At 70.6% G+C, this 20,775-nt stretch carries 21 protein-coding genes; 16 read left to right on the top strand and 5 right to left on the bottom strand.

Going from position 1 to position 20,775, the window contains the following annotated elements:
• The first annotated feature begins 113 nt into the window (after positions 1–113).
• From STRVI_RS47650 to STRVI_RS10385, 9 genes are all read left to right on the top strand, one after another.
• A complete protein-coding gene (locus tag STRVI_RS47650) occupies positions 114–299 on the top strand; it encodes a hypothetical protein (protein WP_014055605.1) in 186 nt (61 codons plus the stop codon).
• Positions 296–994, top strand: coding sequence for a phosphoadenylyl-sulfate reductase (locus STRVI_RS10420; protein WP_014055604.1), 699 nt, complete (start codon positions 296–298; stop codon positions 992–994). The genes STRVI_RS47650 and STRVI_RS10420 overlap by 4 nt, the downstream gene beginning before the upstream one ends.
• The gene (gene cysC, locus STRVI_RS10415; RefSeq protein ID WP_208522971.1) at positions 976–1,566 is read left to right on the top strand and encodes an adenylyl-sulfate kinase; all 591 of its coding nucleotides are present in this window, start codon (positions 976–978) and stop codon (positions 1,564–1,566) included. The genes STRVI_RS10420 and cysC overlap by 19 nt, the downstream gene beginning before the upstream one ends.
• 130 nt (positions 1,567–1,696) lie before the next feature.
• Entirely contained in the window at positions 1,697–2,635 is a 939-nt protein-coding gene (gene cysD / locus STRVI_RS10410) for a sulfate adenylyltransferase subunit CysD (protein ID WP_014055602.1), read from the top strand.
• A 1-nt stretch (position 2,636) separates the two neighbouring features.
• Entirely contained in the window at positions 2,637–4,016 is a 1,380-nt protein-coding gene (locus STRVI_RS10405) for a sulfate adenylyltransferase subunit 1 (RefSeq protein WP_014055601.1), read from the top strand.
• Between the two features lie 281 nt (positions 4,017–4,297).
• Positions 4,298–5,359 (top strand): ABC transporter substrate-binding protein, encoded by a 1,062-nt coding sequence (locus STRVI_RS10400; RefSeq protein ID WP_078505701.1) that lies wholly within the window; start codon positions 4,298–4,300, stop codon positions 5,357–5,359.
• Between the two features lie 67 nt (positions 5,360–5,426).
• On the top strand, positions 5,427–6,251 hold the full coding sequence (locus tag STRVI_RS10395; RefSeq protein ID WP_014055599.1) for an ABC transporter ATP-binding protein: 825 nt from the start codon (positions 5,427–5,429) through the stop codon (positions 6,249–6,251).
• Between the two features lie 58 nt (positions 6,252–6,309).
• Entirely contained in the window at positions 6,310–7,218 is a 909-nt protein-coding gene (locus tag STRVI_RS10390; RefSeq protein WP_043238374.1) for an ABC transporter permease, read from the top strand.
• 85 nt (positions 7,219–7,303) lie between these two features.
• The gene (locus tag STRVI_RS10385; RefSeq protein WP_014055597.1) at positions 7,304–8,056 is read left to right on the top strand and encodes a sirohydrochlorin chelatase; all 753 of its coding nucleotides are present in this window, start codon (positions 7,304–7,306) and stop codon (positions 8,054–8,056) included.
• A 16-nt stretch (positions 8,057–8,072) separates the two neighbouring features.
• Here the strand turns inward: STRVI_RS10385 and STRVI_RS10380 are convergent, their stop codons facing one another.
• Positions 8,073–8,399 (bottom strand): hypothetical protein, encoded by a 327-nt coding sequence (locus tag STRVI_RS10380; RefSeq protein ID WP_014055596.1) that lies wholly within the window; start codon positions 8,397–8,399, stop codon positions 8,073–8,075.
• Between the two features lie 231 nt (positions 8,400–8,630).
• Between STRVI_RS10380 and STRVI_RS10375 the strand changes: the two genes are divergently transcribed.
• Entirely contained in the window at positions 8,631–9,482 is an 852-nt protein-coding gene (locus tag STRVI_RS10375) for a helix-turn-helix domain-containing protein (RefSeq protein ID WP_014055595.1), read from the top strand.
• 11 nt (positions 9,483–9,493) lie between these two features.
• On the top strand, positions 9,494–9,697 hold the full coding sequence (locus STRVI_RS47645; protein ID WP_014055594.1) for a DUF397 domain-containing protein: 204 nt from the start codon (positions 9,494–9,496) through the stop codon (positions 9,695–9,697).
• Positions 9,698–9,718: 21 nt separating this feature from the next.
• Here the strand turns inward: STRVI_RS47645 and STRVI_RS10370 are convergent, their stop codons facing one another.
• Positions 9,719–10,852, bottom strand: coding sequence for a wHTH domain-containing protein (locus STRVI_RS10370; RefSeq protein ID WP_014055593.1), 1,134 nt, complete (start codon positions 10,850–10,852; stop codon positions 9,719–9,721).
• Positions 10,853–10,914: 62 nt separating this feature from the next.
• Entirely contained in the window at positions 10,915–11,862 is a 948-nt protein-coding gene (locus tag STRVI_RS10365) for an STM4015 family protein (RefSeq protein WP_251982879.1), read from the bottom strand.
• 199 nt (positions 11,863–12,061) lie between these two features.
• Between STRVI_RS10365 and STRVI_RS10360 the strand changes: the two genes are divergently transcribed.
• Entirely contained in the window at positions 12,062–13,615 is a 1,554-nt protein-coding gene (locus tag STRVI_RS10360; RefSeq protein WP_014055591.1) for a phosphodiester glycosidase family protein, read from the top strand.
• 150 nt (positions 13,616–13,765) lie between these two features.
• Positions 13,766–14,353 (top strand): Uma2 family endonuclease, encoded by a 588-nt coding sequence (locus tag STRVI_RS10355; RefSeq protein ID WP_014055590.1) that lies wholly within the window; start codon positions 13,766–13,768, stop codon positions 14,351–14,353.
• A gap of 155 nt (positions 14,354–14,508) precedes the next feature.
• Here the strand turns inward: STRVI_RS10355 and STRVI_RS10350 are convergent, their stop codons facing one another.
• Entirely contained in the window at positions 14,509–15,729 is a 1,221-nt protein-coding gene (locus STRVI_RS10350) for a S8 family peptidase (RefSeq protein WP_014055589.1), read from the bottom strand.
• 373 nt (positions 15,730–16,102) lie between these two features.
• On the opposite strand from STRVI_RS10350, the gene STRVI_RS10345 reads away from it, so the two are divergent.
• From STRVI_RS10345 to erm, 3 genes are all read left to right on the top strand, one after another.
• Entirely contained in the window at positions 16,103–18,382 is a 2,280-nt protein-coding gene (locus STRVI_RS10345; protein ID WP_014055588.1) for an MMPL family transporter, read from the top strand.
• A gap of 208 nt (positions 18,383–18,590) precedes the next feature.
• Positions 18,591–18,752: a hypothetical protein gene (locus STRVI_RS52560; RefSeq protein WP_014055587.1), complete on the top strand. Its 162-nt coding sequence runs from the start codon at positions 18,591–18,593 to the stop codon at positions 18,750–18,752.
• 194 nt (positions 18,753–18,946) lie between these two features.
• Positions 18,947–19,840 (top strand): ErmE/ErmH/ErmO/ErmR family 23S rRNA (adenine(2058)-N(6))-methyltransferase, encoded by an 894-nt coding sequence (gene erm, locus STRVI_RS47040; RefSeq protein ID WP_014055586.1) that lies wholly within the window; start codon positions 18,947–18,949, stop codon positions 19,838–19,840.
• On the opposite strand, the gene STRVI_RS10335 is transcribed toward erm, so the two are convergent.
• Positions 19,744–20,757, bottom strand: coding sequence for a CDP-alcohol phosphatidyltransferase family protein (locus STRVI_RS10335; RefSeq protein WP_014055585.1), 1,014 nt, complete (start codon positions 20,755–20,757; stop codon positions 19,744–19,746). The two genes, erm and STRVI_RS10335, sit on opposite strands and share 97 nt — an antisense overlap.
• Positions 20,758–20,775: the final 18 nt, after the last annotated feature.

Raw genomic sequence — 20,775 nt, 5'->3', positions numbered from 1 at the left:
GTCCCGGCGCGCTGCGCAGGCTGGACCGAGGAGCCGCGCAGCGACGAAGGAGCGGGCAGTGACGAGGGAAGCCTGCGCATCGGAGCGCGCCGGGACTGAGCGGGAGGCACGCGGTGAGTGAGCGTGCCGCGCCGTTCTACTGCCCTTACTGCGGGGACGAGGATCTGCGTCCTTCGGAGGAGGGACATGGCGCGTGGGAATGCGCGTCCTGCAATCGAGCGTTCCGCCTGTCGTTCCTCGGGCTGCTGGCCAAGGGCCTGCGGCGCGACCCGATCGATGAAGGGGACACGGCGATATGACCCGGCTTGCGCACACCGACCTCGAGGGGCTCGCCGAGAAGGCGGGCCACGACCTCGAGGACGCCCCCGCGCTGGAGATCCTGCGCTGGGCGGCGGACACCTTCGGATCGCGTTTCTGCGTCACCTCCTCGATGGAGGACGCGGTGGTGGCACATCTCGCCTCCCGCGCCTTCCCCGGTGTCGATGTGGTCTTCCTCGACACCGGCTACCACTTCCCGGAGACCATCGGCACCCGTGACGCGGTGGCCGCGGTGATGGATGTCAACGTCATCACCCTGACCCCCCGTCAGACGGTCGCCGAGCAGGACGCCGAGTACGGTCCCCGGCTGCATGACCGCGACCCCGACCTGTGCTGCGCGCTGCGCAAGGTCCAGCCCCTCGAGGAGGGGTTGGAGGAGTATGACGCCTGGGCCACGGGATTGCGCCGGGACGAATCGCCAACCCGCGCCAACACCCCGGTCGTTGGCTGGGACGCGCGTCGCCGTAAGGTGAAGATCTCCCCGATCGCCCGCTGGACCCAAGCGGATGTCGACGCCTACATCGCCGAGCACGGTGTGCTGACCAACCCCCTGCTGATGGACGGCTATCCGTCGGTAGGCTGCGCGCCCTGCACCCGCCGGGTTCTGGAGGGCGAGGACATCCGGTCCGGCCGCTGGGCGGGGAGCAATAAAACCGAATGCGGGCTGCACGGCTGATGGCTGTCGACCAGGAGAACGAGATGAGCGCCCCCACGACCACCGGTGCCACGGTGTGGCTGACCGGTCTGCCGAGCGCGGGAAAGACCACGATCGCCTATGCGCTGGCCGAGCGGCTGCGTGGCGAGGGCCGCCGGGTGGAGGTGCTCGACGGTGACGAGATCCGCGAGTTCCTCTCCTCGGGGCTCGGTTTCTCCCGCGAGGACCGGCACACCAACGTCCAGCGCATCGGCTTCGTCGCCGAGCTGCTCGCCTCCCACGGCGTCACGGTGCTGGTGCCGGTCATCGCGCCGTACGTGGACAGCCGCGAGGCGGTGCGCAAGCGCCACCAGCGCGAGGGCACCCCGTATCTGGAGGTGCATGTCGCCACGTCGGTGGAGGTGTGCTCGGAGCGGGATGTGAAGGGGCTGTACGCGAAGCAGGCCGCGGGCGAGATCTCGGGACTGACCGGTGTGGACGACCCCTACGAGGCCCCTGCCGACCCGGATCTGCGCATCGAAACCCACAGGAACAGCGTGCAGGAGTCGGCGGCCGAGGTGCGGTTGCTGTTGAGTGAACGGGGACTGCTGTGAGCCACGCACGCGCGGCCATCGCATCGCGGGCCATGGCGCTCCCCGCACCCGGGGGCCCTGCCCACGGCGAGGAATCCGCCGATATGACGGGAAGCTACTACCGCAGCCGAGCGAACGAAAGGGGCGCGGCATGACGACCGTGACGGCGATCGACGCGGAAGAGGGCGCGGGCCTGTACGCGCTCGCGCACTTGGACGCGCTGGAGTCCGAGGCGGTGCACATCTTCCGTGAGGTGGCGGGTGAGTTCGAGCGGCCGGTGATCCTGTTCTCCGGTGGCAAGGACTCCATCGTCATGCTCCATCTCGCGCTCAAGGCGTTCGCCCCGGCGGCGGTGCCGTTCTCACTGCTGCACGTGGACACCGGCCACAACTTCCCCGAGGTCATCGAGTACCGGGACAACACGGTCGACCGGCACGGCCTGCGGCTGCATGTGGCCTCGGTCCAGGAGTTCATCGACGACGGCCGGCTGCGCGAGCGCCCGGACGGGACCCGTAATCCGCTGCAGACCGTCCCGCTGCTGGACACCATCGAGAAGAACCGCTTCGACGCGGTCTTCGGCGGTGGACGCCGGGACGAGGAGAAGGCCCGCGCCAAGGAGCGGGTGTTCTCCCTCCGGGACGAGTTCGGCGGCTGGGACCCGCGGCGGCAGCGCCCGGAGCTGTGGCAGCTCTACAACGGCCGCCACTCCCCCGGTGAGCATGTCCGGGTCTTCCCGCTCTCCAACTGGACCGAGCTGGACGTGTGGCAGTACATCGCCCGCGAGAAGATCGACCTGCCGCAGATCTACTACGCACATGAGCGCGAGGTCTTCCGGCGCGGTGGCATGTGGCTGGCGCCCGGTGAGTGGGGCGGTCCGAAGGACGACGAGACCGTGGAGCGGCGCATGGTGCGCTACCGCACCGTGGGCGACATGTCCTGCACCGGTGCCGTCGAATCGGACGCGGTGACCATTGAGCAGGTCATCGATGAGATAGCCGCCTCCCGGCTGACCGAGCGGGGTGCGACCCGCGCCGACGACAAGCTGTCGGAGGCCGCGATGGAGGACCGCAAGCGCGAGGGGTACTTCTAAGATGACGAGCAATCTGACGTCCGAGGAGCAGGCCGCCGCGGCCGCCGTGGAACGGTCCGCGGCCACCTCGCAACTGCGGTTCGCCACCGCGGGTTCGGTGGACGACGGCAAGTCCACCCTGGTCGGGCGGCTGCTGCACGACTCCAAGTCGGTACTGGCCGATCAGCTCGAGGCCGTGGCGCACGCCTCGCGCAGCCGTGGCCAGGAGGCGCCGGACCTGGCGCTGCTGACGGACGGGCTGCGCGCGGAGCGGGAGCAGGGCATCACCATCGATGTCGCCTACCGCTACTTCGCCACTCCCAAGCGGCGGTTCATCCTCGCCGACACCCCCGGCCATGTGCAGTACACCCGCAACATGGTCACCGGCGCCTCCACCGCCGAGCTCGCGGTCGTCCTGGTGGACGCGCGCAACGGCGTGGTGGAGCAGACCCGGCGGCATGCCGCGGTCGCCGCCCTGCTGCGGGTCCCGCATGTGGTCCTCGCCGTCAACAAGATGGACCTGGTGGACTACGCGGAGCCGGTCTTCGCGGCCATCGCCGCGGAGTTCACGACCTACGCGGCCTCGCTGGGCGTCCCGGAGATCACGGCCATCCCGATCTCGGCGCTCGCCGGGGACAATGTGGTGACCCCGTCGGCGAACATGGACTGGTACGGCGGCCCGACCGTGCTGGAGCACCTGGAGACCGTGCCGGTGGGCACCGATCCGTCCCAGGACCCGGCGCGTTTCCCGGTGCAGTACGTGATCCGTCCGCAGACCACCGAGCACCCCGACTACCGCGGCTACGCGGGCCAGATCGCCTCCGGTGTGCTGCGTGTCGGCGACGCCGTCACCGTGCTGCCGTCCGGCCGGACGAGCACCGTCACCGGGATCGACGCGCTGGGCGCGATGGTGGACGTGGCGTGGGCGCCGCAGTCGGTGACCGTCACGCTCGCCGACGACCTGGACATCTCGCGCGGGGATCTGATCGCGCCGAGCGACCACGCCCCGGAGACCACCCAGGACGTCGAGGCCACCGTCTGCCATCTGCACGACCGTCCGCTGCGGGTGGGCGACCGGGTGCTGCTCAAGCACACCACCCGCACGATGAAGGCGATCATCAAGGACATTCCGTCGCGGCTGACGCTGGCCGATCTGTCGCACCACCCGGCGCCGGGTGAGCTGGCCGCCAATGACATCGGCCGGGTCGTGCTCCGTACGTCCGAGCCGCTGGCGCTGGACGCGTACGAGGACTCGCGGCGGACCGGTTCCTTCCTGCTGATCGACCCGGCCGACGGCACCACGCTGACCGCCGGGATGGCGGGCGACTCCTTCGCGGCGTCGGCCGACGGCGCCGAGGCGGCGCGGGACGACGAGGGATGGGCGTCTGACGATGGCCGGTGAGGTGTTCTCGACGTTCGCCAAGGAGGGCGGCCGCGTAGGCAGCGGGGCGCTCGGCAGCGGTCAGGGCGGGGTCGGACGATGTGCGCGCTGACGCCGCAGTCCGCCCCTGTCCAGCACCGCCGCCGAAAACCGTCTGATCTGCCGGGCGTCCTCTGACGCAGCCCCGGCCCGTCGAGAGGAACACCTCCGTGTCGTCTGCCGAGCGCCTGCTCCCCCCGCGACCAGCCAAGCCCGCCCGCCACACCCGGATCCTGGCGGCGGCGGCCGTCCTTCCCCTGCTGATGGGCGCGCTGGGCGCCTGCGGCTACGGCTCGCAGAAGAAGACCGGCGACCAGGGCTCCTCGGCCCTTCCCGCGGCCGGCGGTGAGAAGATCGACGGTCTGGACAAGGTGAAGGTCGGCTACTTCGCCAACCTCACCCACGCCACCGCGCTGGTCGGCCTGCGCAAGGGCGGCCAGATCCAGCAGGAGCTGCACGGCACGAAGGTGTCGCCGTTCGTCTTCAACGCCGGTCCGTCCGAGATCGAGGCGCTCAACGCGGGCTCCATCGACATCGGCTGGATCGGCCCCTCGCCGGCCATCAACGGCTATGTGAAGTCGCACGGCTCCAACCTCAGGATCATCTCCGGGTCGGTCTCCGGCGGCGTCAAGCTGGTGGTCAACCCGAAGAAGATCAAGACGCTCGACGACGTCAAGGGCAAGAAGATCGCCACCCCGCAGCTCGGCAACACCCAGGACGTGGCCTTCCTCAACTGGGCCGCGAGCAAGGGCTGGAACGTCGACGCCCAGAGCGGCAAGGGCGATGTGTCGGTGGTCCGCTCCGACAACAAGGTCACCCCCGACGCGTACAAGTCCGGTGCCGTCGACGGCGCGTGGGTGCCCGAGCCGACCGCGTCCAAGCTGGTCGCCGACGGCGGCAAGGTGCTGCTGGACGAGTCCTCGCTGTGGCCGGACAAGAAGTTCGTGATCACGAATGTGATCGTCCGGCAGGAGTTCCTCAAGGAGCACCCGAAGGTCGTCGAGGCCGTGCTGCGCGGCTCGGTGAGGACCAACGCCTTCATCAAGGCCAACCCCGAGCAGGCGAAGAACGCGGCCAACGCGGCGCTCAAGGAAGAGACCGGCAAACCGCTGCCCGCCGAGGTGATCGACCCGGCGTGGAAGTCCATCCAGGCCATCGACGACCCCCTGGCCTCGACGCTGCACACCGAGGCGGACCACGCGGTCCAGGCGGGTCTTCTGGAGAAGCCCGACCTCAAGGGCATCTACGACCTGGCCCCCCTGAACAAGGTCCTCAAGGCCGAGGGCAAGCCGACCGTCTCCGACGCGGGTCTCGGCGTCAAGTAGCCGCCCGTCCGTCCCCGTACGCACGGTACGCACGTACGCATGCACCCATCCATCAGGAGGTGACCGGATGTCCCCGGCGCTGACCACCGAGAAGGACGACCGGGCGGGCACCGCGGCGGCGGGCTCACCCGGCCCCGCCGACACCGCCGGATCCGTATCGATCGCCCACGTCCACAAGTCCTTCGGCCGTCCCGGAGCGGCCCAGGCCGTACTCGAGGACATCAACCTTCAGGTGCGGCCCGGGGAGTTCGTCTGCATTCTGGGCGCTTCCGGCTGCGGTAAGTCGACCCTGCTCAATCTGATCGCCGGCTTGGACAAGACATCCGCGGGGGCCATCGAGGTCCTCGGCGGCCGGCCCGCCCTGATGTTCCAGGAGCACGCCCTGTTCCCGTGGCTGACCGCGGGGAAGAACATCGAGCTGGCGCTGCGGCTGCGCGGGGTGCCGCGCGCGGAGCGCAGGCCGCAGGCCGAGCGGCTGCTGGAGCTGGTGCGGCTCGGCGGCGCCTACGGCAAGCGGGTGCACGAGCTCTCCGGCGGTATGCGGCAGCGCGTGGCGCTGGCCCGTGCGCTGGCGCAGGACTCCAGCGTGCTGCTGATGGACGAGCCGTTCGCCGCGCTCGACGCCATCACCCGCGATGTGCTGCACGAGGAGCTGACCCGGATCTGGAGCGAGACCGGCGTCTCGGTGCTGTTCGTGACCCACAACGTCCGCGAGGCCGTGCGGCTGGCCGAGCGCGTGGTGCTGCTGTCCTCCCGGCCGGGGCGGGTCGTCCGCGAGTGGACGGTGGACATTCCGCAGCCGCGCCGCATCGAGGACGCATCCGTCGCCGACCTGTCCGTTGAGATCACCGAAGAACTGCGTGGGGAGATCCGCCGCCATGGCCAGAGTTAAGACCACCCGCGGCACCGCGGTCGACGAAGCCGACGGCGGCAGCGGCGGCGGGCAGTCCATGGAGAAGTCCGTGGCGAAGTCCACGGCGAAGACGAGTACGGGCAACGCCCAGGACCTGGCGGGCCTGGAGGCCGGTCTGGACGCCCTGGACGCCGTGCAGATCAAGCGCGTCTCACCGGTCGAGGTGCTGGTCCAGAAGGTGCTGCCGCCCATCGTGGCCGTGGCCGTCGTCCTGGCCCTGTGGAAGGTGCTCGTCGTCGCGAAGGTCACCGACGACTACAAGCTGCCCGACCCGGGACTGGTCTGGGACGCGCTGCGCCGGCTCTGGCTGCAGGGCGAGCTGTTCGACATCGTCTGGACCAGCGTCTCGCGCGGTCTGTTCGGCTTCCTCATCGCGCTGGTGATCGCGACCCCGCTGGGGCTGATCGTCGCCCGGGTGAAGTTCATCCGCGCCGCTCTCGGCCCGATCCTGTCCGGGCTGCAGTCGCTGCCCTCGGTCGCCTGGGTGCCGCCCGCGGTGATCTGGCTGGGCCTGAACGACCAGATGATGTACACCGTCATCCTGCTGGGCGCGGTCCCCTCCATCGCCAACGGGCTGGTGGCCGGCATCGACCAGGTGCCCCCGCTCTTCCTGCGGGCCGGACGCACCCTCGGCGCCCGCGGTCTGGTCAGCGCCCGGCACATCCTGCTGCCCGCCGCGCTGCCGGGCTACGTCGCCGGGCTCAAGCAGGGCTGGGCCTTCTCCTGGCGCTCGCTGATGGCCGCCGAGATCATCGCCAAGTCCCCGGACCTGGGCCTGGGGCTCGGCCAGTACCTGGAGAACCAGCGCAACAACTCCGATATGGCGGGGGTGCTCCTCGGCATCCTCATGATCCTCCTCGTCGGCATCGCCATCGAGCTGCTGATCTTCGCCCCGATCGAGCGCCGGGTGCTGCGCAGCCGCGGCCTGCTGGCGAGCGCCCGCTGACCAGAGAGCACCGACCGCGAAGCACTGACCGCGAAGCACTGACCGCAAAACCGCCGAACGGAAAGCCACGGAACGGAAAGCCACCATGTCTGCCCCGACCCTGCTGATCATCGCCCACGGCAGCCGCGACCCCCGCCATGCGGCGACCGTCGACGCGCTGCGCGCGCGGGTGCGGTCGCAGCGGCCGGGGCTGCGGGTGGAGGCGGCGTTCCTGGAGTTCAACGCCCCGCGCGTACCGCAGGTGCTGGCCCGGCTCGCCGCGGAGGACGCCACCGAGGTGATCGCCCTCCCGCTGCTGCTGACCCGCGCCTTCCACGCGAAGACCGACATCCCGGCGGTGCTGCGCGAGGCCACGGCCCGCCACCCCCGCCTGTCCGTCCGCCAGGCCGAGGTCCTGGGCCCGTCCCCGCTGCTCATGGACGCCCTGGAACGCCGTCTGCACGAGGCGGGACTGCGCTCCGCCGACCGCCCCTCGACCGGGATCGTCCTGGCCTCGGCGGGCTCCACCGACCCGGAGGCGATCGCGGTGATCGCTGAAATCGCGCGGGAGTGGCGGCACACCGGATGGTGCGCCGTGCGACCCGCGTTCGCCTCCGCCTCTCTTCCCCGCACCGAGGACGCCGTCCGCGCCCTGCGCGCGGACGGCGTCGCCCGGGTGGCCGTGGCCCCCTACGTCATCGCCCCCGGCCGCCTCCCCGACCGCATCGCCCACGGCGCGCAGGCGGCAGGCGCCGACCTCCTGGCCCCTGTCCTGGGCCCCGCCCCGGAACTGGCCCGCCTCCTGCTGTGCCGCTACGACGAGGCGCGCGGGGCGGGCCGGGTGCTGCTCAGCGCCTGAGATCTCCCTGAGGCGCTCAAGCGGCCTCGTCATGGTCGAGCACCGCGCTCCCGGCCCGGCTGAGCCACGCCAGCCTTGCCGTCACGCCGTCCTCACCAGCGCCGCGCATGAACCATCGAAGAGCGCGCTCCGGCGAGTTGAGGACCATCTGTCCGGTGCCGTCGGCCGTGATCACATGGACGGGACCCTCACCGAAGGCGATTCCCCACGCCACGACGCACCCATCTTTCAGGCCAGGCCGCACCTCGCACTCGTGGACGACGGCGAAGATTCTGGGCGCGATGGCGAGGACGAGGTCGCAGAGTTCCTTGTCGAAGAGTTCTGGGGAGTGTGGTGTCTGCATGTGGGCCTCCGGGAGGTGTCGGTACCGCCGTTCGACCACACCGTTCTTCGCCGCAGGCAGGGGCGTGGAGGGGCAGTAGGCTTCGGCTGCCGCTCATCGCTACGTGATAAGCGCGTCACGTAAAGTACGCCACAAAGTTGTGCCCGCCACAACTTTGTGGCGGGCATTGGGGGCCGATGGAGCTACAGGGCGAACGTCTGTCGGGTTATCGAGAAGTCGGAGGCAACGGGCATGGCAGTGAGGAGTCGGCCCACGGCACGCCAGGAGCGGCTGGGAACCGAACTGCGCAAGATGCGTGAAGCGGCGGGCTTGACCGCCCGAGAAGCGGCCGAACGGGTCGGAACAACCTCGGCCCAGATGAGCCATGTGGAGGCGGGACGGGCGGGCGTCAGCGAGGAACGGCTGCGCGGAATGGCGACGCATTACGCCTGTCTCGACGGCGCACTGATCGACGAGTTGGTCGCCATGGCCGCGGAACGCGGCAAGGGGTGGTGGGAGGAGTACCGGGGGACCCTCGCGCACGCAGCCCTGGATCTCGCCGAACTGGAGCATCGATGTCGCCGTTTGCGCACCTTCCAGGGTGTCTACATCCCTGGGCTTCTCCAGGTGGACAACTACACGCGTGCTCTTATGGCGTACGGGGTTCCCCAGCCGTCACCACGCCAGTTGGAGGCGCTGGTCGCCTTCCGTATGCGACGGCGGGAGGTGCTCGACAATGGATCGCCTCCCGCATATGAAGCAGTCATTCATGAAGCCGCCCTGCGGACACTCGTCGCCAACCGGGACGTCGCACGCCAACAACTCGCCTTCATACTGGAACAGGGCGAGCGCCCCGGCGTCAACGTCCGGGTGGTTCCGTTCGATGTCGACGGGTTCGGCGGCGCCGGGACCCCCGTGCTGTACGCATACGGCTCGGTGCCGAGGCTGGACACCGTACATATCGATGTGCCGCACGGCCCTATCCTGCTGGATGCGGAGTCACAGCTCGCGCGGTATCGCGCATTCCTCGACAAGGCCCTGACGTTCTCCCTGTCGGCGGAAAAGTCTCAGGACTTCATCCACACCATCATGCGGCAATTGTGAAGGGCAGGACCATGGAAAATCCGGCGCCATGGCGGAAGTCGTCGTTCTCCGGGCCTGGTGAGACCAACGACTGCGTTGAAGTCGCCGCGGCGGGCGGTGGGATACGGATTCGCGAAAGCGACACCCCCGCCGACATCCTCACCACCACACCGGGCCGACTCGGAACGTTCATACGCGCCATCAAGGCGGGGGCGCTCGACCACCTCGGGCGGTAGCCACGAGGTGGTGTCAGCACATCACCGGCGCAGCATGCCGCACACCTCCGGGTAGTCCACCTCATCGGGCAGCCGATAGCCCAGGGCGGCCAGGCGCGAGGCGACGTCCGCCGGGCTTCGTCCGGTCAGGCTCGCGCTGCGCAGCACGTGTTCCAGGTGGACGCCGTCCAGGAACGAACGGTCGACCGTCTCCAGGAGCCGGATGTCCGCCACGTCCGCGACGGCGGGCAGCTTCGCGTTCTCGTGCAGCCAATGCCCCAGTGCGTTCAGCCTCTTGGCGATGTCCGCGGGGCTGCGTCCCGTGGCGAGCGCCGCGCGCAGGATGTGCCACAGCCGCACCCCCACGACGTTGTTCCGCTCCAGCCAGGGGGCGCGGCCGTCGAGTTCCTCGCTGAGGATGCGCAGGTCATCCGGCTCCCGGGTGTCCGGCGCGTCGTTCGGGCGGGAGCGGCCCAGCTCCGCCAAGCGGGACACGATGTCCGCCGGGCGGCGGCCGGTCTCCTGCGCGAGGACGAGGAGCGGCTCACGGGGGTCCTGGAGGAGGCGCTCGTCCCCGGGCTCGGGGACGTACGGCAGCCGGATGCCGAGCGCGATGAGGCGCGTGGCGACGGTGTGCGGGTTGCACCGCAGTGTCCCGGCCACCTGGAGCACATGCCGGCTCGACGCCTCCGCGCCCCAGTCCAGCCAGTCGCCCTCGCCTCCGGGCTCGGTGCGGATCAGCACGATGTCCCGGGTGTCCGGGGTTTCGGGCAGCGGATGGTCGGCCGGGGCCGGGCAGCCAAAGGCGGTCAGCCGCCGTGCGGCCTCGGCGGGGCTCCGGCCCTGCCGCCCCGCCGAGGCGAGCAGATTCCGCAGCGACACGGGCTTGCCCACCTCGAGCCAGGAGAGGTTGGACGTATCCGCCTTGAGCAGCAGGGCGTCCCCCGGGTCCACCGTGAGGGGCAGCGGGGTGGCGGGAAGCTCGATGTCGTCATAGCCGAGTTCGGTCAGCCGCGAGACGATGGCGGCGGGGCTGCGCCCCAACGTGGCTGCGGCGTACAGGACATGCCCGTAGGGCACCCGCCGGTCGGGCTTGACGTAGGAGCCGTCACGTCCGACGCGCAGACGGGTGATCCGGCGGTCCTCCGGGTCCTGGGGTTCAGTGCTGTTCGCCATGGTGGGCCTTTCGGGAGCGGTGCGGACGGGAGGGCGGGTACGGCGAGGATCGGGCCGGTGGGTCATTCGGCCACCGCGATATAACGGCCGCTTCCCTCGTGCTCCTCGTCGGCGTCCCCCCAGCCGTCGTCCTCCTCCTCTTGCCTCCCGTACAGGTTCACCCGGACCCCCGCGGGCTCCAGCGCGGTCCATATCCGCAGCATCATGGCGTCGCTGAGGAAGTGGTGCGAGAGGTCGAGTTCATGGAGGTGGGTGAGCGGCTGCCCGTGCAGCAGCGCCTCCGCGCCCGCGTCGGAGAGCGTACCCATGGACAGGCTCAGCGAGGTGAGCCGCGGCACAACCGGTGCGGAAGCCAGCGCGGCGGCCATCTCGTCCTGGATGGGGCTGTTCTGCAGCCCCAGGTGGCGCAGAGCGGGTTTGCGCTCGCCCGCGAGGAGCGGAGCGAGCTGCTCGACGGTGGTGCCGCCCCCGTAATCCTCGTCTCCCAGCCACAGCTCCAGCCGCTCCAGCGAGGGCAGGTCGGCGGCGGCGATGTTCTCCGCCGCCTCGGGAGGCAGCCCACCGGACTCGATCCGCAGCGCCCGCAGCCCCGCGTGCCCCGTCACGGGGAAGTCCAGCCCCTCCCCTCCGCGGACGACCAGCTCGCGCAGACCGGGGAACGCTTCCAGGAGCGGTGCGAGATCGGGCTGGTAGATGCTGGAGATCATCTCCTGGTCGCCCTCGATGTCGCTGAGGAAGAGCGCCTCGAGACCGGTCAGCCGGGAGCTCAGGTCGATGAACGCCTGGTGCGGCAGGTAGTCCACGCCATGGCCGATGACCAGCGCCCGCACCTTCTCCAGCTCCACCGTGCCGGTGAAACGGTCCCAGTAGTCCTCAGGGTTCTCGTCGGTCGAGTACGGCCCGGTCTCGAGCCGCCAGGCGACGGAGGCGGCGTCGGGCAGCAGCGTGGCGGGGGTATACGGCGGAACGGTCAGCACCGGTAACCCGTGGAAATTCTGGGCGTGTTGCACATACGACAAGGGGAGGCTCCCGAGGCTCCGTGTCCGACAGTTGGTGCGCCATGTTCTATCAGCACCCTCCGACACGGCCGTCGCCGCCGCTTCCCCCCGACCGTTCGCCCGGCCGTTCCCCCCGCCGTTCACCGTACGTTCCGCGGGCCGCCCACCTTGTGTGTCGGCGCGGCCCACGGGCGGCGCTGGACTTCCGCTCATGCGCAACGAAGAGAGCACCGCCCGCCGTCGCCTCGGCCTCCGGATGGGGGCCGCACTGGGGGCCGCCGTCGTGGTCGCGGTCATCCAACCCCCGGCGCCGGCGGCGCCGGACGCCGGATCCTGGACGACGGAGACGGTGGCCCCGGGGGTGCGGGTGCGGGCCGGGGTTCTTCAGGACGCGGACGCCAAGCCGGTCTGGACGGTCACCGTGCAGGCGCCCGGCTCCGCGCCACTGGGCGACCGGTCCTGGGCGGACGCCACGGCGGGGCGGCTTCGCGACGCCGGGTTCGAGCCCCGGGTCGAGCGCGTGGTGTGGCCCGCCTACGCCGATACACCGCACGGCACCATGGGGTGGCGGGTGCGGGTGGGCTCGTACGCGGCCTCCGGCGAGGCGCAGGGCACGCGCGAGAAGGTCGCCGCGGCCGGGTTCACGGCGGGGGCGGAGTGGACCGGCTACGACGCGCAGCAGCCCGCCGACCAGGAGAGCGTCCATGTGGCGGTGATCGACCCGGCCCGGTTCACCGGCACCGTTGCGGCCACCCATGACAGCAGCGTGGCGGACCGCGAGACGACCTCGTCCGTCGCCGCGAAGCGCCACTCCCTGATCGCCGTCAACGGTGGCTTCTTCGTCACCTCCGACGCCGATGGCGTCCAGGGCACGATGGCCGGAATCTCCGCGTACGACGGGGAGCTGGAGTCGATGGCCGCCGGTTCGCGGGCCGCGCTGGTCCTCGCGGACGGCGGCCGGCACGCCCGTATCGCCAATCTGACCAGCACGGTCACCGCGCGGGCTGGGTCGTCCACGTATGCGGTGCAGGGCATCAACCGGGTGCCCGGCAAGGTGCGCAACTGCGGCCGCCCCGGGGCCACTCCGACCGAGCTGCCCCGGCAGGATCTGACCTGTTCCAAGGCCGACGACCTGGTGAAGTTCACCCCCGGGTTCCGCGCCGAACTGCCCACCGGGCCCGGCACCCAGGTCGTGCTCGACGCCGACGGCCGGGTGGTCTCCACCGGCCCGCGCGGCGGCACGGTCCCGGCCGGGGGCTCCGTGCTCCAGGGCATCGGCGCCGCGTCCGACTGGCTGACGGCCCACGCCCGGCGGGGCGAGCGGATCGCGCTGGAGGAGGTCGTCCGGGACACCTCCGGCCGCCGGGTCCGGCTCGACTCCGACGACAGCATCGTCAGCGCCGCCCCCACTCTGGTGAAGGACGGCCGTATCGCCGTCGACGCCGCCACCGAGGGCACCCTCGACCCGAAGAACCGCTCCTTCGGCTACGCCTGGTCGAATGTGCGGCAGCCCCGCACGATGGCCGGGCTCGACAAGAAGGGGCGGCTGATCCTGGCCACGGTGGACGGTCGGCAGCCTGGTGTGAGCGAGGGCTTCACCCTCGAGGAGGCCGCCCACTTCATGCACTCCCAGGGCGCCGTCCAGGCCCTCAACCTGGACGGCGGCGGCTCCACCGCCATGGCGGTGAACGGCAAGCTCGCCAACATCACCTCCGACGCGACGGGCGAACGCGCGGTGGGCGACACGGTCCAGGTACTGCCGTAGCGGGACCGGGCCGTCACCGGTCGGTGTTCGACTCACCCCTGTGGGTGATGCTCATGCTTTCGACCGCGAGCCCACGGTTCGGGCTGGAAGTCTCGGGGATCGGCCGTGCCGGATGGCACGCTGAGCCGAGAAAGACCGGGAGTCACAGCCATGAGCGTCACCAAGACGCGAATCGACGATCACGTGGGCCCCTGGACGGTCGAGGACGTCCTCGCGCTTCCGGCGCACCCAGCGCGGGCTCGTTACGAGCTTGTGGACGGTGTTCTCTTCATATCCCCCGCCCCCGGCTTGGCCCACCAAATCGTGTCTTCCGCGCTCCGCGGCCGGATCGACGCCGGCTCAACTCGCTCCGGCGCGCGCTTTCTGACCGCAGGGGCGGTGATGGTGGCAAACGATTCAAGGCTGTTCATCCCCGACATTGCCGTTGTCGACCGGGCTGTCGTCTCGCGCCACACGCTGGCTGCGCCGCTCGAGGCCATGCTGCTGTTCGGAGAGATCGTCTCGCCGTTCAGCCGAGCGGCCGACCGCATCCTCAAGCCCGCCCTCTACGCCCAGGCGAAGGTGCCCGCCTATTGGCGGGTCGAGATGGAACCGGATCTGTGCGTGGTGGTGCACGCACTGGACGGGGACACCTACCGCGAGGCTGCCACCATCACGGGCAAGGCTTCCGTCGACGTCGCCGGAGAGTTCACCGTCGAGCTGGATCTCGATGCCGTGCGCCGCGAGTTGGAAGGCTGACGCCGGGTCCTGACACACCGGTCACCTCGGCCACCTCGGTGGAAGCCAGACACGAACCGCGTCCAGCACGGCCCCAGGGGCGCAACCGGCTGCCCGGCTGCGCCCCTGGGGCTGATCACTTCACCTGCACGAGCCCTGCTGAGCCCTACTTGGGCTTACTCAACGACCTTCAGCAGCTTGTTCGGCGTGCCGTCGCCCGGGTTGGAGATCTTGTCGGCGGTCGCGCCGTCCGTCAGCGCCTTCGCCACGTCGGCCGGCTTGGCGTCCTGGTGGCCGCTGAGGTAGACGGCGGCGGCGCCCACGACGTGCGGGGTGGCCATCGACGTACCGGAGATGGTGTTGGTCGCGCCGTCGTCGGTGTTCCAGTCGGAGGTGATGTCCGAGCCGGGGGCGTAGATGTCGACGATCGAGCCGTAGTTGGAGAAGTCGGACTGCTCGTCCTGGTCGGTGCTGGAGGCGACCGTGATCGCGTCCTTCACCCGGGCGGGAGAGCTCTGGCTGGCGTCCGAGGACTCGTTGCCCGCCGCCACGGCGAAGGTGACACCGGAGTCGATGGCCTTCTGCACGGCGGCGTCGAGGGCCTCGTCGGGGGTGCCGCCCAGGCTCATGTTGGCGACGGACGGGCCCTGGTGGTGCTCGGTGACCCAGTCGATGCCCGCGACGACCTGCTCGGTGGTGCCCGAGCCCTGGTCGTCCAGGACGCGCACCGCGACGACCTTGGCCTTCTTGGCGACGCCGTGCTCGGCTCCGGCGATGGTGCCGGCCACGTGGGTGCCGTGGCCGTTGCCGTCGTCGGCGCTGTCGTCGTTGTCGACCGCGTCGAAGCCGGACGTGGCCCGGCCCCCGAAGTCCTTGTGGCTGGTGCGGACACCGGTGTCGATGACGTAGGCGGTGACGCCCTCACCCGCGCTGTCCGGGTAGTTGTACGCCTTGTCGCCCTGGGTGTCTTCCTGGTCGATCCGGTCCAGGCCCCACGACGGCGGGTTCTCCTGAGTGCCCTTGATCGTGTAGCGGTGGTTCTGGACCACCTTGGCGACCGACGGGTCGGCGGCCAGCCGCTTGGCCTCGGTGTCGCTCAGCCCGCTGGCCGAGAAGCCGTTGATGGCGGAGTCGTAGGTGCGGCTCAGCTTGCCGCCGTAACTCTCGGCGAGGTCCTTGCCCTCGGCGGCGGCCTTGACGGCCTTGCCGCCCTTGAGCATGACGATGTAGCTGCCGTCCACGGCGCTCTTCGACTGGGTGCCGTAGACGGTGCCCTCTGCGGGCTTCGCGGTGGCGGCCCCGGCCGGAACGGCCACGAAGACACCGGCGGTGACGGCGGTCGCGGCGGCTACGGCGAGGCCGAGTCGACGCGCGTTGCGCTGCTTGTGAACTGCCATGACGAGGGTTCCTCCTCGTGCGGTTGTGGGGGGTGATCCGCACCGGGATCGCGGTGTCGGATCCCGTAAGTGCGAAAGAGCCGGAGTGTGTTGGGGCCACTCCGGTTCTGACACGACCATGACCGATGAGTACGGGGCAATTCAAGATCCCCGGCGATGTGTGACATAGGCAACGTGCGCGCGTCAATCGCAACGTCAACGCCCTTTATGTGTGAGGGGCTTGGATCGGGAAGGTAGGGCTGTCCCCCCTTCCTCGGATGGAGGGAACCACCGGAGGGTTCACCGGTCAGCAGGATGGGTCGGCCCGCCGCCGCGGCCTAGCGTCGTCCACGAGTGGCGGGGACCGTCCGCCACCAGGGCATAAGGGGATGTCGTGGCGGACACAGGCCGCTTGGAGAGGCCGCGCGGGATAGCCGCCCGCGCGGGCAGTTGGAGCGCCCGTCACCGATGGGCGGCGGTCGGGGGCTGGGTGCTGCTGGTCATCCTCGCCCTGGCCGTCGGCTCGATGACGGGCCGGGTGGATGTGACGGACAGCGAGCAGGTTCCCGGCGAGTCCGGGCGCGTCTCGACGATTCTCGACGAGGCGGGCATTGACGCCGCAGCCGGGGAAACCGTCCTGATCCAGGCGAAGGGCGGCGGGCTCACCGCGAACGACCCGGCCTTCCACAAGGCGGTCGACGCGGTGGTCGCCGGCGTACGCGACACCGGCCAGGTGACCGCCCTCCGCTCCCCGTACGAGACGAAGACCATCTCCGCCGACCGGCGCTCCGCCCTGGTGCAGTTCGAGATGCGCGGCGACCCGGAGAAGGCGTCGGAGCACATCCAGCCGGTCCTGGACGCGGTGGGCGAGGCGCAGGACCGCCACCAGGACCTGCGGATCGAGGAGTTCGGCGACGCCAGCGGCCAGAAGGCGTTCGACGACGCGTTCGGCGACGACTTCACCCAGGCCGAGTTCTCCGCGCTGCCGGTGGCCCTGGGCATTCTGCTGATCGTCTTCGGTGCGCTGGTGGCCGCCCTGCTGCCGGTCGTGCTCGCCATGACGGCGTTCCTGGCCACCACCGGTCTGGTGGCGGTGGTCAGCCACTGGGTGCATATGAGCGACACCGCCAACTCCGTGATGCTGCTGGTGGGGCTGGCCGTCGGCGTCGACTACTGCCTGTTCTACCTGCGCCGGGAGCGTGAGGAGCGCGCCGCCGGACGGGACGCGCAGACCGCGCTGCGGATCGCGGCGGCCACCTCCGGCCGCGCCGTCCTGGTCTCCGGTGTCACGGTGATCGTGGCGATGGCGGGCATGCTCTTCACCGGGATCGCGGAGTTCAAGGCGATGGGGCTCGCCACCTTGATGGTGGTGGCGGTGGCGATGGTCGGCTCGGTGACGGTGCTGCCCGCGCTGCTCTCGCTGCTCGGTGAGCGGGTGGAGAAGGGCCGGTTGCCGTTCCTGGCCCGCGCCAAGCGGCGCGGTGGCAGCGAGAGCCGGGTCTGGCGCACCGTGCTCGGCCCGGTGCTGCGCCGCCCCAAGCTGTCGCTGGCCCTCGCCAGTGGCGCCCTGATCGTGCTGGCCGTCCCCGCCGTGGGGATGAACACCGCGAACCTCACCCTGGACCAGGAGTTCGGCGACCGGCTGCCGGTCGTGACCGCGTACAACCACATCGACGAGGCGTTCCCGGGCGGGTCCGACCCGGCCAAGGTCGTGGTGAAGGCGGACGACATCGACGCGGCGCCGGTACGCGACGCCCTCGCCCGGTTCCGTACCGAGGCCGTGGCGAAGGGCGCCTCCAAGGGCCCGGTCGAGGTGACCGTCCACCGGAAGCAGAACGTGGCCGTGGTGGAGGTCCCGCTGATCGGCGGCTCGGACGAGGGCAAGGCCGAGCGGAGCCTGAATGTGCTGCGGGACGAGGTGCGCCCGGCGACGCTCGGCGCGGTGGACGGGGTGGACGCCCCCATCGGCGGTTCGACCGCATCCTCCAAGGACTTCAACGACAAGCTCGGCTCGGCCGTCCCCCCGGTCTTCGCCTTCGTGGTGGTCTTCGCCTTCCTGCTGATGCTGATGTCCTTCCGGTCGCTCACCATCGCCGTGACCTCCATCGTGCTCAACCTGCTGTCGGTGGGCGCCGCGTACGGCATCCTCACCGCGGTCTTCCAGCACGGCTGGGGCGCGGGGCTGGTGGGCGCGGAGGGCGTGGGCGCGATCGTCTCGTGGCTGCCACTGTTCCTCTTCGTGATCCTTTTCGGGCTGAGCATGGACTACCACGTCTTCGTGGTCTCCCGGATCCGCGAGGCGCGCCTGGCCGGGCGTAACACCAAGGACGCGGTGGTGCACGGTGTGGTCACCACGGCGGGCGTGGTCACCAGCGCCGCCGTCATCATGGTCGCGGTCTTCTCCATCTTCGGCACGCTGTCGATGCAGTCCATGAAGCAGATGGGCGTGGGCCTGGCGGCCGCGGTCCTCATCGACGCCACCGTCATCCGGGGGGTGCTCCTCCCGGCCGCGATGCTGCTGCTCGGCGAGCGCAACTGGTACCTGCCGAAGTGGCTGCGGTGGCTCCCGGACCTCGCCCACGACGAGCCCGCCCCGGCCCAGCGGCCGACCTCCCTGGTGGGTGCCCCCGCGAGGCCGGACGCGGACGACCGGCCCCGGCACGCCAGGGTCTGACCGCTCCAGGCGCCCGCGCAACCGCGCAGTCGCGCACCCGCCAACCGGCCACATGGTCTTCGGACCGTGTGGCCGGTTCGGCGTCTTGAGGAGTCGAGGGTGGAAAAAGGCGTTGCGACTGGTCGTACCCGGTCCCTACGGTGCGGGGATACGGCGGAGATCCGCATACGCGACGTTTCGCGTACGCGCGCACGGAAGGAGCACACCGATGGGCGGCAGTCCCGGCATCGGCGTGTTCACCCGCGTCAACACCCGCGGCTGTGCCCGGGTGGCGTGTGCGCGCGTCTCGCCTTCGCTTACCCGCCGCCCGCGGCGCGGCCCCGGTGCCCTGGCCGGCCCGGACGCGCCCGGTGTCTCCATGAGTCTGTGAGCGGCCCGAGCCGCTGACTCGCCCGGTTTCCGATCGTCTCCCGCGGTGAGCCGATTTCTCGCTGTGAGCTGATCCCTTACCCCCACGCGCCCTCGGCCAGGGCCCCGCCAGTCCAGGAATCACTCGTTCCGGGACGGGCGGCAGGGCCCGTTCCGCGCTGCTGCCGCCCGCCCGGCTCCGAAAGGACCGTGGCCGTGGCCCGCAATCGACACCAACTCCCTACCCCACGCCGCACCGAACGCGACCGCGCGAGGCGCGCGTACGGGCAGAACTTCCTCGTCGACCCGGGCGCCGTCGCCCGCGTCGTACGCGCCGCCCGCCCCGGGCCCGGCGATCTCCTGGTGGAGGTCGGCGCGGGCAAGGGGGTGCTCACCGAGGCGCTGGCTCCGCGCTGCCGTGAGCTGATCAGCTATGAGATCGACCGGCATCTGATCCCGGGGCTGCGGGAGCGGCTCGCCCGGTATCCGCAGGTCCGGGTGGTGCACCAGGACTTCCTGGACGCGGCGCCGCCGCGCGAGCCGTTCGCCCTGGTCGGCAACGTGCCCTACGCCCGTACCGCCGAGATCGTGGCCTGGGCGCTGCGGGCGGCGCCCCGTCTGACCTCCGCGACGCTGCTCACGCAGGCGGAGTACGCCCGTAAGCGCACCGGGGACTACGGCCGTTGGTCCCTGCTGACCGTACGGTCCTGGCCGGAGGTCGAGTGGCGGCTGTGCGGGCGGGTGGCGCGTGCCGCGTTCCGGCCGGTGCCCGCGGTCGACGGCGGGATCCTGCGGCTGACCCGGCGGCCGCGCCCGCTGCTCACCGATCCGGTGGCCCGGTCCGCCTACGCGGACCTGGTCGAGCTGGGCTTCACCGGGCTCGGCGGCTCGCTCCACGCGTCACTGCGCCGGATCTGTCCCGCCCGCGCACTCGACCGGGCGTTCCGGGCGGCCGGGCTGGGGCGGGAGGTGGTGGTGGCGTATGTGTCGCCGGAGCAGTGGCTGGTCCTGGCTCAGGAGCTGACCGAGGTGGTGGCTCGAAGGGGTTCCGCCGTCTCGAAGGAGTTGATGGTGCGGGTGAAGTCCCGAGTGGACAGCAGCAATTTGTAGATGATGGCCAGCTCGAAGACGAGCAGCAGCGCACCCGATATGACGGTCGTCGCCACCACCGCGTCGACGGCCGGGCCGATGATGAACACGCCCATCTGGAACTCGATGCCGCTGATGAGATGAGCGCGGATGCGGTGGCGCAGCAGGAAGTTCCGGCACCGGACCCACCACGGGAAGCGGCGCCGGAACTCCTGGTGCAGATCAACGACGGCGGGGCGGCTACGCTGGGCCGCCGTGGCCTCCAGGGGCGCCGTGTCAGCCGCCGTGGTCTCCAGGGGCGCCACCGGCTCCAACGGAGCCACCGTGTCGCGGTCCGTCTCCAGATCGGCCTCGGGGTTCTCCCGCAGCAGGTCCTCCATGAAGGCCAACTCGGCCTGGTTCTCGGCCTTGCGGGCCGCCCGCATCCGGGCCTTGATCTGCTTGCGCATCCCATGCCGGATCTTGAAGATCTCCAGCGAGTCGATGTAGCGCAGCGAGTCCAGGGACGCGACGGCCAGCGCCAGCCACAGATACAGGACGTCGTCGGTGCGCGCGTACTGGCCGCCCATCAGGGCGACCGAGCAGACCAGCACCCGGATCCGGTCGAAGACGAAGTCCAGCCAGGCCCCGAAGACCGAGCCGGTGCCGGTCAGCCGGGCCAGCTTGCCGTCCATGCAGTCGAAGATGAAGCTCACGTGGTAGAGCACGGCCCCGAGCAGCAGCCATCTCCAGTCGCCCTGAGCGAAGCACGCGGCGGAGCCGAGGCCCACCAGGAAGGCACCCCAGGTGAGCTGGTTGGGGGTGGCCCGGGTGTGCCTGGCGGTCCAGCGGACCAGCGGTGTGGCCACCGGGTCCACGAGCATGACGGTCCACCACGCGTCTCGCTTCTTCTCGGTGATCCGGCGGACCTCGGCGAGCGGCGGTATGTCTCGGGGCATGGGAAATCTTCCTGGCGT

This window comes from Streptomyces violaceusniger Tu 4113, from assembly GCF_000147815.2.
Taxonomy (GTDB): domain Bacteria; phylum Actinomycetota; class Actinomycetes; order Streptomycetales; family Streptomycetaceae; genus Streptomyces; species Streptomyces violaceusniger_A.
The sequence above is the reverse complement of the archived record's forward strand: the minus strand, read 5'-3'. Positions and strand labels throughout refer to the sequence as shown.

What these genes read in the sequence shown, in the direction of transcription:
- STRVI_RS10420 (WP_014055604.1), top strand. Translation starts at nt 296, where the DNA reads ATGACCCGGCTTGCGCACACCGACCTCGAGGGGCTCGCCGAGAAGGCG.
- cysC (WP_208522971.1), top strand. Translation starts at nt 976, where the DNA reads ATGCGGGCTGCACGGCTGATGGCTGTCGACCAGGAGAACGAGATGAGC.
- cysD (WP_014055602.1), top strand. Translation starts at nt 1,697, where the DNA reads ATGACGACCGTGACGGCGATCGACGCGGAAGAGGGCGCGGGCCTGTAC.
- STRVI_RS10405 (WP_014055601.1), top strand. Translation starts at nt 2,637, where the DNA reads ATGACGAGCAATCTGACGTCCGAGGAGCAGGCCGCCGCGGCCGCCGTG.
- STRVI_RS10400 (WP_078505701.1), top strand. Translation starts at nt 4,298, where the DNA reads ATGGGCGCGCTGGGCGCCTGCGGCTACGGCTCGCAGAAGAAGACCGGC.
- STRVI_RS10395 (WP_014055599.1), top strand. Translation starts at nt 5,427, where the DNA reads ATGTCCCCGGCGCTGACCACCGAGAAGGACGACCGGGCGGGCACCGCG.
- STRVI_RS10390 (WP_043238374.1), top strand. Translation starts at nt 6,310, where the DNA reads ATGGAGAAGTCCGTGGCGAAGTCCACGGCGAAGACGAGTACGGGCAAC.
- STRVI_RS10385 (WP_014055597.1), top strand. Translation starts at nt 7,304, where the DNA reads ATGTCTGCCCCGACCCTGCTGATCATCGCCCACGGCAGCCGCGACCCC.
- STRVI_RS10380 (WP_014055596.1), bottom strand. Translation starts at nt 8,399, where the DNA reads ATGCAGACACCACACTCCCCAGAACTCTTCGACAAGGAACTCTGCGAC.
- STRVI_RS10375 (WP_014055595.1), top strand. Translation starts at nt 8,631, where the DNA reads ATGGCAGTGAGGAGTCGGCCCACGGCACGCCAGGAGCGGCTGGGAACC.
- STRVI_RS47645 (WP_014055594.1), top strand. Translation starts at nt 9,494, where the DNA reads ATGGAAAATCCGGCGCCATGGCGGAAGTCGTCGTTCTCCGGGCCTGGT.
- STRVI_RS10370 (WP_014055593.1), bottom strand. Translation starts at nt 10,852, where the DNA reads ATGGCGAACAGCACTGAACCCCAGGACCCGGAGGACCGCCGGATCACC.
- STRVI_RS10360 (WP_014055591.1), top strand. Translation starts at nt 12,062, where the DNA reads ATGCGCAACGAAGAGAGCACCGCCCGCCGTCGCCTCGGCCTCCGGATG.
- STRVI_RS10355 (WP_014055590.1), top strand. Translation starts at nt 13,766, where the DNA reads ATGAGCGTCACCAAGACGCGAATCGACGATCACGTGGGCCCCTGGACG.
- STRVI_RS10350 (WP_014055589.1), bottom strand. Translation starts at nt 15,729, where the DNA reads ATGGCAGTTCACAAGCAGCGCAACGCGCGTCGACTCGGCCTCGCCGTA.
- STRVI_RS52560 (WP_014055587.1), top strand. Translation starts at nt 18,591, where the DNA reads ATGGGCGGCAGTCCCGGCATCGGCGTGTTCACCCGCGTCAACACCCGC.
- STRVI_RS10335 (WP_014055585.1), bottom strand. Translation starts at nt 20,757, where the DNA reads ATGCCCCGAGACATACCGCCGCTCGCCGAGGTCCGCCGGATCACCGAG.